Origin of the sequence: Paenibacillus terreus, from assembly GCF_042138595.1 — a bacterium.
Lineage (GTDB): Bacteria > Bacillota > Bacilli > Paenibacillales > Paenibacillaceae > Paenibacillus > Paenibacillus terreus.
The window spans coordinates 350125-364344 of record NZ_JBHIRX010000001.1 but is presented as its reverse complement, the minus strand read 5'-3'; the positions used below and the strand labels follow the sequence as shown (position 1 = coordinate 364344).

The 14220-nt window shown below is 49.4% G+C and carries 13 protein-coding genes; 2 read left to right on the top strand and 11 right to left on the bottom strand.

Going from position 1 to position 14220, the window contains the following annotated elements; translation table 11 throughout:
- Positions 1–12: 12 nt before the first annotated feature.
- The 10 genes from fliF to sucC form a co-directional block, all read right to left on the bottom strand.
- Positions 13–1596 (bottom strand): flagellar basal-body MS-ring/collar protein FliF, encoded by a 1584-nt coding sequence (gene fliF / locus ACE5KN_RS01685; protein ID WP_375525673.1) that lies wholly within the window; start codon positions 1594–1596, stop codon positions 13–15.
- 36 nt (positions 1597–1632) lie between these two features.
- Positions 1633–1947, bottom strand: a complete 315-nt coding sequence (fliE, locus tag ACE5KN_RS01680) for a flagellar hook-basal body complex protein FliE (protein ID WP_375525674.1) — start codon at positions 1945–1947, stop codon at positions 1633–1635.
- A 37-nt stretch (positions 1948–1984) separates the two neighbouring features.
- Positions 1985–2434: a flagellar basal body rod protein FlgC gene (gene flgC, locus ACE5KN_RS01675; protein WP_375525675.1), complete on the bottom strand. Its 450-nt coding sequence runs from the start codon at positions 2432–2434 to the stop codon at positions 1985–1987.
- Positions 2435–2860: 426 nt separating this feature from the next.
- A complete protein-coding gene (hslU, locus tag ACE5KN_RS01670) occupies positions 2861–4261 on the bottom strand; it encodes an ATP-dependent protease ATPase subunit HslU (protein WP_375525676.1) in 1401 nt (466 codons plus the stop codon).
- Between the two features lie 43 nt (positions 4262–4304).
- Positions 4305–4847, bottom strand: a complete 543-nt coding sequence (gene hslV / locus ACE5KN_RS01665) for an ATP-dependent protease subunit HslV (RefSeq protein ID WP_375525677.1) — start codon at positions 4845–4847, stop codon at positions 4305–4307.
- A 161-nt stretch (positions 4848–5008) separates the two neighbouring features.
- Positions 5009–6349 (bottom strand): FADH(2)-oxidizing methylenetetrahydrofolate--tRNA-(uracil(54)-C(5))-methyltransferase TrmFO, encoded by a 1341-nt coding sequence (gene trmFO, locus ACE5KN_RS01660; RefSeq protein WP_375525678.1) that lies wholly within the window; start codon positions 6347–6349, stop codon positions 5009–5011.
- A 44-nt stretch (positions 6350–6393) separates the two neighbouring features.
- The gene (topA, locus tag ACE5KN_RS01655) at positions 6394–8499 is read right to left on the bottom strand and encodes a type I DNA topoisomerase (protein WP_375525679.1); all 2106 of its coding nucleotides are present in this window, start codon (positions 8497–8499) and stop codon (positions 6394–6396) included.
- Positions 8500–8592: 93 nt separating this feature from the next.
- Complete coding sequence (gene dprA / locus ACE5KN_RS01650) at positions 8593–9705, bottom strand: DNA-processing protein DprA (protein ID WP_375525680.1); 1113 nt, start codon at positions 9703–9705, stop codon at positions 8593–8595.
- A 194-nt stretch (positions 9706–9899) separates the two neighbouring features.
- Positions 9900–10829 carry a succinate--CoA ligase subunit alpha gene (sucD, locus tag ACE5KN_RS01645; RefSeq protein WP_375525704.1) on the bottom strand — a complete coding sequence of 310 codons (930 nt, stop codon included), beginning with the start codon at positions 10827–10829 and terminating at the stop codon, positions 9900–9902.
- Positions 10830–10886: 57 nt separating this feature from the next.
- Positions 10887–12047 carry an ADP-forming succinate--CoA ligase subunit beta gene (gene sucC, locus ACE5KN_RS01640; RefSeq protein WP_375525681.1) on the bottom strand — a complete coding sequence of 387 codons (1161 nt, stop codon included), beginning with the start codon at positions 12045–12047 and terminating at the stop codon, positions 10887–10889.
- A gap of 345 nt (positions 12048–12392) precedes the next feature.
- On the opposite strand from sucC, the gene psiE reads away from it, so the two are divergent.
- Positions 12393–12785, top strand: a complete 393-nt coding sequence (gene psiE / locus ACE5KN_RS01635; protein WP_375525682.1) for a phosphate-starvation-inducible protein PsiE — start codon at positions 12393–12395, stop codon at positions 12783–12785.
- 342 nt (positions 12786–13127) lie between these two features.
- On the opposite strand, the gene ACE5KN_RS01630 is transcribed toward psiE, so the two are convergent.
- Positions 13128–13595 carry a MarR family winged helix-turn-helix transcriptional regulator gene (locus ACE5KN_RS01630; RefSeq protein WP_375525683.1) on the bottom strand — a complete coding sequence of 156 codons (468 nt, stop codon included), beginning with the start codon at positions 13593–13595 and terminating at the stop codon, positions 13128–13130.
- 144 nt (positions 13596–13739) lie between these two features.
- On the opposite strand from ACE5KN_RS01630, the gene ACE5KN_RS01625 reads away from it, so the two are divergent.
- On the top strand, positions 13740–14168 hold the full coding sequence (locus tag ACE5KN_RS01625; protein WP_375525684.1) for an organic hydroperoxide resistance protein: 429 nt from the start codon (positions 13740–13742) through the stop codon (positions 14166–14168).
- Positions 14169–14220: the final 52 nt, after the last annotated feature.

The following is a 14220-nucleotide window of genomic DNA, read 5'->3' as shown; positions in this document are numbered from 1 at the left end:
CATTCACCTCTTCTATTCGTCAGCCAACCATGTACGCAGCAGGTTGACGAAATCATCAGGCTTCTTCTTGGCCAGACTTTCAAGCTGTTTGCGTACTTGATCTTCACTTGTCACACTTTCCAGACTGATGGACGGGAATTCCGTCGGTGGAGGCAGGATCAGATCATCTTCATACTCTTCCTCTGCCTGTTTGCGGCGGTTCCGCACAATCAGAATGATGGCAGTGGCCACCAGTGCAAGCACGGCCGCTCCGATCCCCCATACCCATGGGTTGGAAAGCGACAGCCATGTCGCCGGTTGTTGTGCAGGCGCAGCCGCCTGACTAATAACTTTAACTTTGGCCGCCAGCTGCTGCTGTGTGAATTGCGTTCCGGAATTCGCCAATGAGGCGCCGACAATATTCGTAAGTACGGTTTCCATGTCAGCAATTTGAGTCTGCGATAAAGCCGTTTGTCCCGAACCTGTTTCAACTGCCACATTAATGGTTAAATCTTTTACAGTATAAGGGCTGGAGATAATATCCCTAGCGATTCTGTTGACTTCATAGTTGATCGTGCTGGAAGTTTTCTCGGATTCGCTCGTGCCCGAGGCAGACCCGCCCGGATAACCCGGAACGTCCTGCTGGCCCGTACCGGCAACCCCTCCCGTCTGGCCGCTTGAGCCTGACGTCGTTTCCGAGGTCTGCTGCGTACTGATTTCGATGCCTTTCATCCGGTCCTGATCCACAGGCGTGACCAGCTGCTCCTTGGAAGTGATCTTGTCGAAATTCAGTTGGGAAGCGACCAGCACATGAATCCGGTCAGCACCTACGTATTGGGATAAAAATTGCTCAACTTTTGTTCTGACATCACTTTCAAATTTTTTCTGCAATGCCATATTTTCCTGAACACCGTTGGAAATGCCGCCCTGACCGCCTTTCACGGTCGGTATCAGCTCATATTCGTTATTCGTGATGGTAATATTTTCGACTGGCAGATTCGGAACTGCCGTTTTCACCAAATTAAAGTAACCGTCTATCGCTTCCTGAGAAGGCCGAAACCCCGGCTCAAACTGCATGACAATGGAGGCAGACGCTTTGTCTTCCTCTTCCAGACCCGCAAATATATTCTCCTTCGGGAGATTGATAACGGCTTTGGCGCTCTTGACACCTTCCATCTGTTCCAGCAGCTTCTGTACTTCCCCGTTCAGTGCGTTGTTGTACTTCACATTGAATTCGTTCTCGGTCATGCCGATGGCATTTGAGGACTGGTCGAACGCCCCTAGACCAATCGACCCGTTCTGAATAAGCCCCTGTGATCCGACAGCAACTTTGGCTTCCGCCGCGGAAGCGCTCGGAATGGATATATCCGTCCCGCTGGCACTCAACCGGTAAGGGATGCCCGACGATTTCAAATATTCAGTAACAGCCGCAGCATCATTGGCGTTCAAATCCCGGAAAGCGACCTCGTATTCCGTTTTTGTGAACTGCATGGTCAGTACCGCGGCAGCAAGCACGATAAATGCGAATGTCGAAATGAGCAGTATTTTTTGTTTTTTGCTGAAATTGGTCCAATATCCGACTAGCCTGTCGCGATACTGGGCTATTCTCTCGTTCACTGTGTCACCCCATCCGAAACTTTGCTAATTCTGTGATTAAAGCTGCGTACGCATAATCTCCTGGTAGGCTTCTATCGCTTTGTTCCGTATTTGGGTAGTGAACTGCAATGACAGCAAAGCCTCTTGAGAAGCAATCATAACCTGGTCAACATCCACCTGACCTGTCAGGAATTTGTTGGACATTTCCTGTGAATTGATTTCCTGCTGGTTCACCTGATTCAGCGCATCCCCCAAATAGTCGCCAAACTGACGCAGTGATTCCGCAGGAGTCGCCCCTGTCTTCGAATTGTTCATAGTTGCCGTCTGTTGAACTGATGGGGACTGGATATTGAACATTGTGTTTTGAATCATGTATTTCTCTCCTCCATTAATAAAACGATCTTAGCGATCATTTTCCTATCTCTAATGCTTTGCTGATCATGGCCTTTGAAGCGTTCAGCGCCGTGACGTTCGCCTCGTAGGACCTTGACGCGGAGATCATATCGACCATTTCTTTTGCAATATCCACATTCGGCATATATACATAACCGTTAGCATCCGCATCCGGATGCTCAGGGTTGTAGACAGGCTTGAGCGGCGACGTGTCTTCCCGAATCTCTGCCACCTTCACCCCCGATGCCGTTGTACCGCCGTTCATCTGCGCATTCAGCATATCGGCAAATCTGGGTTGATTAGGCTCAAGAACTACCATTTTTCTGCGATACGGAACCGCCTGCCCATTGACTACCTGCGCCCGGGTGGTTTCTGCATTCGCAATGTTGCTCGAAATGACATCCATCCGCAAACGCTGTGCAGTTAGGGCTGAAGAACTAATACTAAAACTGTTGCTGATTTTCATCTTGTCCTCTCCCTTCCATATCAGAAAATGTCTTCTTATGTCTAAGAAAAAGCATTTTCAACAAATTCCGCTTATTTTGCTTTTCCAGGTGCCAGTTTTTTCGCTTTTACACATGCCTCTTTAGGACTTAAGTAGATACATTTACCATGTTTTTGTATATTCTAAGTTTCGTAGAACTTGGGACTAATTACAATAAGAAAAAAGCCCTATCTTTTCGAAAAAAGTGGGCTTTTGAAGGATATTTTGTTAAATTTTGTTCTTTTTTAGTGAAATCAATCGAATGTTTTTATCGCATAACATCTTTACAAGCTCATTTTTCCTACCAGAGAATCGGGTCATTTTTCTCGTTTTTGCTGATCAACGCAACTTCGTTATCCCGCAAAATCCGGCTTGTTGGTCCCAAACAAAGCATGAAAACCATTTGCTTTACAGGATATACTGACTTAAGTCCCGGTCCTCCGCAATATTCCCCAGCTTTTCCTTCACATATTCCGGGGTTATAACCATTCGGTCCAGCGTTAATTCCGGCGCTTCAAAGGAAAGGTCTTCAAGCAGCTTCTCCAGTATGGTATGCAGTCTGCGGGCACCGATGTTTTCAGTGTTTTTATTGACAGATTCCGCAATTTTCGCAATTTCTCTAATCGCATCTTCAGAGAATTCAATTTCAATATCCTCCGTGCGCAACAGATCCACATACTGCTTCGTCAATGCATTCTGCGGTTCCGTCAGGATGGAGACAAACTCCTCCAGTGTCAGGCTGCTCAGCTCTACCCGGATCGGGAAGCGGCCCTGCAGCTCGGGAATAAGATCCGAAGGTTTGGCCACATGGAAGGCGCCAGCGGCGATAAACAGAATATAGTCCGTTTTTACCGGGCCATATTTCGTCATGATCGTCGAACCTTCTACAATCGGAAGAATATCACGCTGTACCCCTTCACGGGATACATCCGGGCCGTTACCTTTGCCTTGGGCTGCGATTTTGTCGATTTCATCAATAAATATAATTCCGGACTGCTCGGCACGGGTAATAGACTCCTGAACGACATCGTCCATATCGATCAGCTTGGCTGCTTCTTCCTGAGTCAGCACCTTGCGCGCCTCTTTAATGGTCAGCTTGCGCTTCTTCATTCTTTTCGGCAGCAGGCTGCCGAACATCTCCTGCATGTTCATTCCCATCTGCTCATTGCCTTGACCGGCGAACATATCAAACATATTGGGAGCGGTATCTTCAACTTCGATTTCAATCACTTCATTCTCCAGATTTCCGGACAGCAAATCAAACTTCACCTTACGCCGTCTCTCCAGCACCGTTCCATCCTGCTGCTCCGGCTCCTCTTCCTGGGACTGGCCGGTATTGCCGCCGAACAGCATTTCGAACGGATTGCGCTGGTTTTTGCTGCTGCGGCTGCCTGGCACAAGAATTTGCACAATTCGATCATTGGCCAGCTCTTCCGCTCTATCCTTCACCTTTTCGGTGCGTTCTACCCTAACCATGCGTATGGAGGTTTCGATCAGATCCCTCACCATGGATTCCACGTCACGTCCCACATAACCGACCTCTGTAAACTTCGTGGCTTCCACCTTGACAAAAGGGGCCCCGACCAGCCGGGCCAGCCTGCGGGCAATCTCCGTCTTGCCAACGCCTGTCGGTCCGATCATCAGGATATTTTTCGGCACAATTTCATCCCGGATGTCCTCGGCCAGCTTACTGCGGCGGTAGCGGTTACGCAGCGCCACGGCGACCGACTTTTTGGCCTGCTTTTGCCCAACGATATATTTATCCAATTCAGCGACAATCTGTCTCGGTGTTAAAGCATGATTATTCATATCCATTCCTCCAGCCCCTGAGTACTCAAAGCCGATATCTATATTAAAGCTCTTCCACAATGATGTTGCTGTTTGTGTACACACAAATTTCTGAAGCCACCTGCAGCGCTTCCCGCGCCATATCCACGGCTTCAAGGCCACTTCCATGACGCTTCAAGGCGCGGGCGGCAGCAAGCGCAAAGTTGCCTCCTGAACCAATGGCAAGCACATCGTCGTCAGGCTCGATGATTTCGCCGCCACCGGATATGAGCAGCATTCCGCTTTTATCCATAACAATCATAAGAGCTTCAAGCTTGCGCAGAATACGGTCCTGCCGCCAATCCTTGGCCAGTTCAACAGCAGCTCTCTGCAGGTTCCCGTGGTGCTCCTCCAACTTGCCCTCGAATTTTTCAAAAAGGGTAATAGCGTCGGCAACCGAGCCGGCAAAACCGGCGACCACCTGTCCCCGGTATAATCTTCTTACCTTTTTGGCTGTCTGCTTCATCACTACGTTGTTGCCGAATGTCACCTGACCGTCTCCGGCAATCGCCCCCTTGCCGTTATGGCGAACCGCACAAATCGTAGTCGCATGAAATGACATGTCCATGTGGTGCCCTCCTTTATGGCTGAGGCCGCTGCACAATCCATGCAGCAGCCCCCCGTATATTAGGATTATAGAACTTATATATTTTCAGCGAAGCTGAACCATTCTATAATCGCAAGAAAAACTTCCCCTAACTGTGGTCTGTCCTCTTTTGAATGTATGTTTTATGCTTCCTGGCCCGCAGGCATGACGTATGTGTCCCGGATATAGCTTCTGCTGCTGTTCAGCGCACGCTGGGCCAAAGCTTCGTTTTTCTCTTTCTTGTTGCGGATGCGTGCTTCCAGCTTTGGCAACAAGCCGAAGTTGGCGTTCATCGGCTGGAAGTGCTTGAAATCGGCTGTCGTAATATAACGGGCCATGCTTCCAAGGGTCGTATCCGCCGGGAAAACAAGCAGCTCTTGTCCCAGTGCCGAGCGGGCTGCATTGATTCCGGCAAGCAGACCGGAGGCTGCAGACTCCACATAACCTTCAACACCTGTCATCTGGCCGGCAAAGAACAGCCCGCGGCGTCCCTTAAACTCATAGGTGGCTTCCAGCTGCTTGGGGGAATTGATAAAGGTATTGCGGTGCATGACCCCGTAGCGAACAAATTCAGCGTTCTCAAGACCCGGAATCATGGAAAACACACGCTTCTGCTCCCCCCATTTGAGATGGGTTTGGAATCCTACCAGGTTGTAAAGTGTTCCTGCCGCATTATCCTGCCGCAGCTGTACAACCGCGTAGGGCAGCGTCCCCGTATGCGGATTGACGAGGCCGACCGGCTTCATTGGCCCGAACAGTGCGGTCTGTTTCCCGCGCTTCATCATCACTTCAATCGGCATGCAGCCCTCAAAATAAATCTCTTTCTCAAACTCTTTCACCTGCGCCACTTCTGCCGTAATCAGCGCATCATAAAAAGCGTTAAACTCCTCTTCATTCATCGGGCAATTGAGATAAGCTGCTTCGCCCTTATCGTAGCGTGAGGCAAGATATACCTTGCTCATATCAATGGAGTCCTTCTCCACGATCGGGGCTGCAGCGTCATAGAAATAAAAATACTCTTCACCCATCATTGCTTTAATCTGCTCGGAAAGGGCTGGCGAGGTCAAAGGTCCTGTCGCTACAACGACAATCCCTTCCTGCGGAATTTCCTGAAGTTCCTCATTCACGACCTCAATCAGCGGGTGCTGATGAAGCGTGCGCGTAATCTCCCCGGAAAAGCCGTCACGGTCCACGGCAAGCGCTCCTCCAGCAGGGACAGCATTGCGGTCAGCCGCACCCAGAATGAGCGAGTTCAGCATTCTCATCTCTTCCTTCAGCACACCGACCGCATTGGTCAAGCCGTTGGCCCGCAGCGAATTGCTGCAGACCAGCTCGGCGAATTTATCCGTATGATGAGCCGGTGTTTTGACGACCGGACGCATTTCGTATAATCTGACAGGCACGCCACGGCTTGCGATTTGCCAGGCAGCTTCGCTTCCGGCCAAACCTGCGCCGATAACGGTTACCTTTTGTACATCCTCCACTTCAATATCCCCCTGCTTTGTTGTCTTCCATTTTCCTATGCTGATTACATCGTTTCTTCTACAGCATCGTCGTTCTCTTCAACCATTTCCGTGTGATCGCAGGACGTGCATTGCAGCTTCGTTCCCTGTTTGTTCCGTTTCTCCACCATCAGACTGCCGCAATTCGGGCAAGGCTTGACGGAAGGCTTATCCCAGGACACGAAGTCACATTCCGGATAACGTGTGCACCCATAGAAAATACGCCCCTTCTTGCTGCGTCGTTCAACGACACTGCCTTCCTTGCAGGTCGGGCATGTTACACCGATATCTTTTACGATCGGCTTCGTATTACGGCAATCCGGGAATCCTGAGCAAGCAAGAAACTTCCCGAATCTTCCGAGCTTGTATACCATAGGCTTGCCGCATTTATCGCATACCTCATCAGACACTTCGTCCTCGATTTCAATCTCCTTCATTTCTTCCTCGGCTACCTCCAGCCGTTTCTCAAAGGATTCATAGAAATCGTTGAGCACCTTGACCCAGTCTTCTTCCCCTTCCTCCACATGGTCCAGATCCTCCTCCATATTGGCGGTGAATTCCACGTTCAGAATTTCGGGAAAAAACTGCTCCATCTGCTCAATGACCAGTTCTCCGAGTTCGGTAGGCATAAATTTCTTCTCTTCTATAGCTACGTAACCCCGCTTTTGAATGGTTTCAAGCGTCGGAGCATATGTGCTCGGACGTCCGATCCCAAGCTCTTCAAGCGTCTTTACGAGCCGTGCTTCCGTATACCGGGGCGGAGGCTGTGTAAAATGCTGCTTCGGCTCGATCTCTTCCGTCCTCAGCTTATCGCCCTCCGCAAGCGGTGGCAGCAGCTTCTCCTCTTCGGTGTTCCCGTCATCATTGCCCTCGACGTATACCTTCATAAATCCGGGAAACCGTACTTTGGAGCCAGCTGCACGGAAAACGGCCGAACCTGCCTCGATATCTACCGAAAGAGTATCCATAATGGCCGATGACATCTGACTTGCCATAAATCTTTCCCATATCAGCTTGTAGAGCCGCAGCTGGTCCCTGCTTAAATACGGTTTCATGGAGTCCGGGTCGCGCAGCGCGGAAGTTGGACGAATCGCTTCATGGGCGTCCTGCGCATTGGCCGCTTTTTTCGAATATTGACGCGGGCTTTCAGGAACATAAGACTCTCCGAATTTGCCTGTAATGTATTCTTTGGCTTCATCCTGCGCCGAAGCCGCGATACGTGTGGAGTCGGTACGCATGTAGGTAATGAGACCGACCGTGCCTTCCTTGCCGAGATCCACACCTTCATACAGCTGCTGGGCAACGGACATCGTTTTGGAAGCGCGGAAATTCAGTTTGCGTGCCGCCTCTTGCTGCAGCGAGCTGGTCGTAAAGGGCGGCGACGGGTTGCGGAGCCGTTCTTTCTCTTTCACGCTAATGACCGAGAAGGAAGCATTCTCGATGGCTGCCAATACCTCTTTGACATCCGCCTCGCTCGCAAGCTCCTTTTTCTCCCCGTTCAGCTTGTGAAATCTAGCTTCAAAGCTGCTGTCGTTTACAGACAAACGGGCTGTGATCGTCCAGTACTCTTCCGGTACAAACTCGCTGATTTCATTTTCCCGGTCCAGGATGATCTTGACCGCAACGGACTGCACACGCCCGGCCGACAGACCCTTCTTTACTTTTTTCCACAGCAGCGGGCTGATCTTATAACCGACAAGACGGTCCAAAATCCGCCGTGCCTGCTGGGCGTTCACCAGGTCCATATTGATTTTACGCGGTGTTTTAAACGCATCCTTGACCGCCTGCTTGGTTATTTCATTAAATACGACGCGGCAATCTGCCTTGTCATCCAGCTCCAGCGCATGTGCCAAATGCCATGCGATGGCCTCTCCTTCGCGGTCAGGGTCAGCTGCCAGATAGACTTTTTTCACTTTTTTACTGGCATCCTTTAATTCCTTCAAAATAGAACCTTTACCGCGAATGGTTATATATTTTGGATTGAAGTCGTTCTCCACTTCAACCCCGATCTGGCTTTTAGGCAAATCCCGGACATGCCCCATTGAGGCTTTGACGATATATTTGCTGCCTAAATACTTGCCGATCGTTTTCGCCTTGGAAGGCGATTCTACGATGACGAGTGAATCCGCCACAAACCATCCTCCTCTCAATTACTGGTCTTGCTTTTTCATTTAGGCGTTATTCAGCAGTGCCTATCCATTTATAGTTAATATCGTTAAGGCTGATTAAATTAACTCATATTTCAGACCCGGAAGCTGAGCGACCCTTTTTTTTATGATTAACGATAACAGAACTGAGTGCAAAAGTCCAAAATCCCATCCAGTCATCGTCAGCAGCTCATCCACCGTAAGGGTTCCCTGCTCCAGAAGTACAATAATCCGTTCTTCATCAGAAGAAAAGATCTGGCGCAAAAGAGCGTCCGGCCCCGGAGCAAACACAGACGTCGGATCTGACTCCACAACGGCAGCAGGCCACGTGCCGTACTCCACGATGATATCGGAAGCTTCAGTAACCAGCTTAGCTCCTTGCTTGATTAAATTCAAGGTTCCCCGGCTTTTCGGCGATGTAACGGGTCCAGGCACCGCGAAGACATCCCTGCCCGCCTCCAGGGCAAAATCGGCCGTAATCAGCGAACCGCTGCGGATATCTGCTTCCACAACGAGCGTTCCCCGGGTTAATCCGGCAATAATGCGGTTGCGCTGCGGAAACAAGCCGGGATTCGATTTCGTCCCAGGGGGATACTCGGAGATGACGAGCCCCCTGCGGATAATCTCTCTATATAATGATGAGTTTTCCGGAGGATATGCAACGTCGATCGCCGTGCCCAGCACAGCAAGTGTGCTGCCGCCGCAGCGGAGCGCGGCTTCATGGCAGATGCTGTCGATTCCTCGCGCCATTCCGCTGACGATGGTATATCCGTTCGCACACAGCTCCTCAGCCAGCATCTCAGCCATTTTCCGGCCGTAGGCAGTAGCCACGCGGGTACCCACCATTGCCAACGATACGGAACCCAGCAATGATCTGTCGCCAAGGAAATACAAAACCCATGCCGGATCGGAAGTTTCCTTCATTAATATAGGATAATCATCATCCAGATAAGTAATAACACCAATACCCTCCTGCTGAACCTTTAACCATTGCTGTGAGACCCAATCCTTTGTAAACAGGGCTGAGGCTTGGCGTGCCAGCTCCGCCGCAAGTCCAAGCCCCGCCCACTCCATCTCTCCGAAATCAAACAGATCATGCAGCCTGATTCCGCTGGAAAAAATGCGGCCAACCGTTCTGCGGCCCACCCCCTGCAGCATGGTCAGCCCGACCAATACCTGACGTTCATCCATTTTCCGTTTCCTCCCTAAAAGGGAAGGCTGTGCCCTCCCTATTTTGTGACAGAGATCATTTTTTTGCAAGCGTTTCCTATCCAAAAAAATGAAAACGCCAAAAAAGCAACCTTTTCATTCCCGCATGCGGAAACAAAAAGGTTGCTTACCTTTACTACATTATATACCAGCAATAACCCGATTGTTCAAGTCTATTAATGGGTAGTGCAGAGGTTGAGAATACCCCGCTCTTCCAGTACGCTGACCAGAGTAGAGCCCATTTCGGATGGAGTTGGAGCGACTTTAATGCCGCAGGACTCCAGCTTCTCGATCTTTTCCTTCGCTGTACCCTTGCCGCCGGAAATAATCGCACCCGCGTGGCCCATCCGTTTGCCTGGAGGAGCTGTGACGCCGCCGATAAAGCCGACAACAGGCTTGGTCATATTTTCTTTGATCCATTCTGCCGCTTCTTCTTCCGCCGTTCCGCCAATTTCACCGATCATAATGACGGCGTGTGTCTGCGGATCTTCGTTAAAGCGGCGCAAAATGTCGATAAATTCCGACCCTTTCACCGGGTCCCCTCCGATACCTACCGCGGAGGATTGGCCGATACCGCGGGTAGTCAGCTGATGTACAGCCTCATAGGTAAGGGTACCGCTGCGGGAGACGACACCCACGTGGCCAGGCATGTGAATATATCCTGGCATAATGCCGATTTTGCACTCACCAGGTGTAATAACCCCAGGACAGTTTGGTCCGATCAGAACGGTCTTCTTGCCTTCCATAAACCGCTTTACCTTGATCATATCCATTACCGGAATTCCCTCGGTGATACAAATCACAAGATCCATCTCCGCGTCTACCGCTTCCATGATGGAATCCGCGGCAAAAGCCGGTGGTACATAAATAACACTGGCAGTAGCTCCAGTCTTTGCTTTGGCCTCTTCAACCGTGTTGAAGACAGGCAGCTTTACCGTGCTGCCGTTTTCCAGCGTAATTTCCACTTCCGTGCCGCCTTTGCCCGGCGAGGTTCCGCCGACCATCTGTGTTCCGTAATCAAGGGCACCCTTGGCATGAAACAATGCCGTTTTCCCTGTAATCCCTTGCGTAATGACCTTTGTATTTTTGTCGACCAAAATACTCACGCTGCTCACATCCCCTATCTATTATTCTTTCATCCGGAATGCAAAAATGTATATAACTTACTTCACAAGCGAAACAATCTTCTGTGCCCCGTCCGCCATCGAATCCGCGGAAACGATATTCAGGCCGGATTCAGACAAAATCTGCTTGCCGAGATCCACGTTGGTGCCTTCCAGACGGACAACCAGCGGCTGGTTCAGACCGACCTGCTTCGCTGCTTCCACGACACCATTTGCAATGACATCACACTGCATAATGCCCCCGAAGATGTTGACGAAGATGCCTTCCACCTTAGGGTCGGACAAAATGATCTTGAACGCTTCCGTAACCTTCTCCGTTGTGGCGCCGCCCCCTACATCAAGGAAGTTGGCCGGATCGCCGCCGTAATATTTGATAATATCCATCGTCGCCATAGCCAGACCTGCACCATTAACCATACAGCCGATGTTGCCGTCAAGGGCGATGTAGCTCAGATCGAATTTGGAAGCTTCAATTTCCTTCTCGTCTTCCTCGTCCAGATCGCGCAGCGCCTGAATGTCCTTATGGCGGAACAACGCGTTGGAGTCAAAGTTCAGCTTGGCATCCAGCGCCATAACGTTGCCGTCGCCGGTAACCACCAGCGGGTTGATCTCGGCAATGGAGCAGTCCTTGTCGACAAATGCTGCATACAATCCCATCATAAACTGGGCAGCCTTGTTCACCAGCTCATTCGGAATATTGATGCTGTAAGCCAGCTTCCGGGCCTGGAACGTCTGCAAGCCGACGGCCGGATCGATGACTTCCTTGAAAATTTTCTCCGGAGTGGCTGCCGCCACCTCTTCGATTTCCGTACCGCCTTCCTCGGATGCCATCATGACGACACGTCCGGTAGCCCGGTCAACCACAACGCCCACGTAGTATTCCTTGCGGATGTCACAGCCTTCTTCAATCAAGAGACGCTTAACCTCTTTCCCTTCCGGGCCTGTCTGATGAGTAACCAGCACTTTACCGAGAATTTCGGAAGCATAGGTCCGCACCTCATCAAGACTTTTCGCCACCTTCACGCCGCCGGCTTTACCGCGTCCACCGGCATGGATTTGAGCCTTCACTACTGTAACAGCGCTTCCAAGGGACTTGGCGGCCTCTACCGCTTCTTCCACCGTATAGGCTACTTTGCCGTTCGGAACCACTACCCCGTACTGTTTTAAAACTTCTTTACCTTGATATTCATGGATATTCATTCTCGAATCCTCCTATCAACATGACTGCAGCAAGGCGGTTTACAAGGAAATCTGATATAAACCCACATTATTGTAACATGTTTTTAAAACGCTTTCCTTAAAAATAGACAGATGAAATGCAAGCATTTTTATATCAGTATCATTCCTAAAAGCGAATATTTGGATAAATATGTAAAACGGCTCATGAACCCTTTACAGTTTCATTTTATTCATACTGCCCTGGTATTTTACCCGTTTAATGAAATTTTTTCGTTCGGGACGGAATTTTTCTGATGCTTACATGTTATCGCTGAAAAAATTCAATATTAACATAAAGGCTTTCAATTGATCGGAGGGGTACTTGTTATGAAAATGGATAGCAAATTCAGCTATGTGCCGCTGTTTCTGCAATGGGTGCTCAATGTCCTTTTAACTCTGCTGGCTCTCATCCTCTCCGTCTTTCTCGTAAAAGAGACCTTTACCATTTACCAGATTATTTTCAACTCTGACGGAGCCGCGACGATCAAGCTGCTGGAAAGCATACTTAACTTTTTCCTGTATTTCGAATTTATAGCCTTGATCATTAAATATTTTGAAGCCCGCTTTCATTTTCCGCTTCGTTATTTCATCTATATCGGCATTACAGCCATTGTACGGCTCATCATTGTGGATCATAAAAATCCGACGGACACCATTCTATACTCAGGGGCCATCCTGATCATGGTGGTCACATTATTTATTGCAGATCTCCGCAAATAAGGCGGGAGCTGACGAGTAACTTACGCGAACACAAAAAAGTCCCGGCTCATCCGGGACTGATCAAATCAGATACCTAATAGTACGTGTTCAAAAAGTCAGGTTTTCAGCACCAAAGCCTATTCTTCCGATGTGCGTTTTTTCAAAACGCTGGAGTTGGATGAAGCCAGGGACTGAGGAGCGGAGCGTACTTGGGGTACGTGAGCACCTGAAATGTTTCCGCAGGAAACATGCTTCGGAAGCATCCGCTTAGGCCCGGCTGAATTCAAGATTCGATGTCAAGTCCGCTTCCTGACTTCCTTCGTGATCAAAAGATGACTTTTTGAACTTCATCTAATACAGAGATTACTTGTTGCAGTTGTCCTTATTGTATTGGTGCACTCTGTCCAGCAGATTGTTGAACTGCTCCAGCAGTGATCTGAACTCCTCGGTGTCTTTGCAGATTTTACCACCGATTGAATCAGGGATGCTCAACGCCTCATGTCTTAACTGGCTGCCAGCATCCGTCAAAGTAATCAGCACCTTGCGTTCATCCTGGGCTGACCGTTCACGATGAATAAGACCTGCTGTCTGAAGTCTCTTCAATAGCGGAGTCAAGGTACCCGAATCCAGATACAGAGCCTCCCCCAGTTCCTTCACCGTACACTGTCCTCTTTCCCAGAGAACGATAAGCACCAGATACTGCGAATAAGTAACGCCCAGCTGCTCGAGATAAGGCTGGTACAGCTTCGTAATCTCACGTGAGCAGGCATATATGGTAAAACAAAGCTGATTCTCCAATTTCAAAGCTTGATCTGCAGTGTTGCTTTCCATGTCTGTCATTCACCTACTTTCGTCATTATTTTATCACAAAATTAAAAAAAGAAGCATATAAATTTCAAAAAATATATTTACAACATATTTTTATTGTGTTAATTTAAGTTGTGTAAAATATATTTGAGAGGCAGTTGACTTGATATGATGACAATCCAACAAAAAATGTATGAAACCACTGTAAAAGCTGTAGGCGGCCGCGAAGGCTACATAGAATCTTCTTCCCCTGAGCTCCGGCTTGATGTTCGTACTCCAAAAGAAATGGGCGGTGCTGGCGGGGACGGCACCAACCCTGAGCAGTTGTTCGCCGCAGGCTACGGCGCATGCTTCGACAGTGCCCTTAATCTGGTAGCACGCACACAGCGGATCAAACACGAAGGCACAGAAATTAACACTACCGTCTCTTTTGGCAAAGTTGAAGATGGAGGTTTCGGCATCGCCGTTAAAATGGATGTGCTGGTGAAGGGAGTTGACCGCGAAACAGCTTCCAAACTGGTCGAAGAAGCCCACCAGGTGTGCCCTTATTCCCGCGCGACACGTGGTAATATTGTGGTTGAATTTAACGTTCTTTAATCCATGTTCCTTCAATATCTGTCCTGACTTGAACTAAAAAATTCCTGAATGC

What these genes read in the sequence shown, in the direction of transcription:
- fliE (WP_375525674.1), bottom strand. Translation starts at nt 1,947, where the DNA reads ATGATTCAAAACACAATGTTCAATATCCAGTCCCCATCAGTTCAACAG.
- flgC (WP_375525675.1), bottom strand. Translation starts at nt 2,434, where the DNA reads ATGAAAATCAGCAACAGTTTTAGTATTAGTTCTTCAGCCCTAACTGCA.
- hslU (WP_375525676.1), bottom strand. Translation starts at nt 4,261, where the DNA reads ATGAATAATCATGCTTTAACACCGAGACAGATTGTCGCTGAATTGGAT.
- hslV (WP_375525677.1), bottom strand. Translation starts at nt 4,847, where the DNA reads ATGGACATGTCATTTCATGCGACTACGATTTGTGCGGTTCGCCATAAC.
- dprA (WP_375525680.1), bottom strand. Translation starts at nt 9,705, where the DNA reads ATGGATGAACGTCAGGTATTGGTCGGGCTGACCATGCTGCAGGGGGTG.
- sucC (WP_375525681.1), bottom strand. Translation starts at nt 12,047, where the DNA reads ATGAATATCCATGAATATCAAGGTAAAGAAGTTTTAAAACAGTACGGG.
- psiE (WP_375525682.1), top strand. Translation starts at nt 12,393, where the DNA reads ATGAAAATGGATAGCAAATTCAGCTATGTGCCGCTGTTTCTGCAATGG.
- ACE5KN_RS01630 (WP_375525683.1), bottom strand. Translation starts at nt 13,595, where the DNA reads ATGGAAAGCAACACTGCAGATCAAGCTTTGAAATTGGAGAATCAGCTT.
- ACE5KN_RS01625 (WP_375525684.1), top strand. Translation starts at nt 13,740, where the DNA reads ATGATGACAATCCAACAAAAAATGTATGAAACCACTGTAAAAGCTGTA.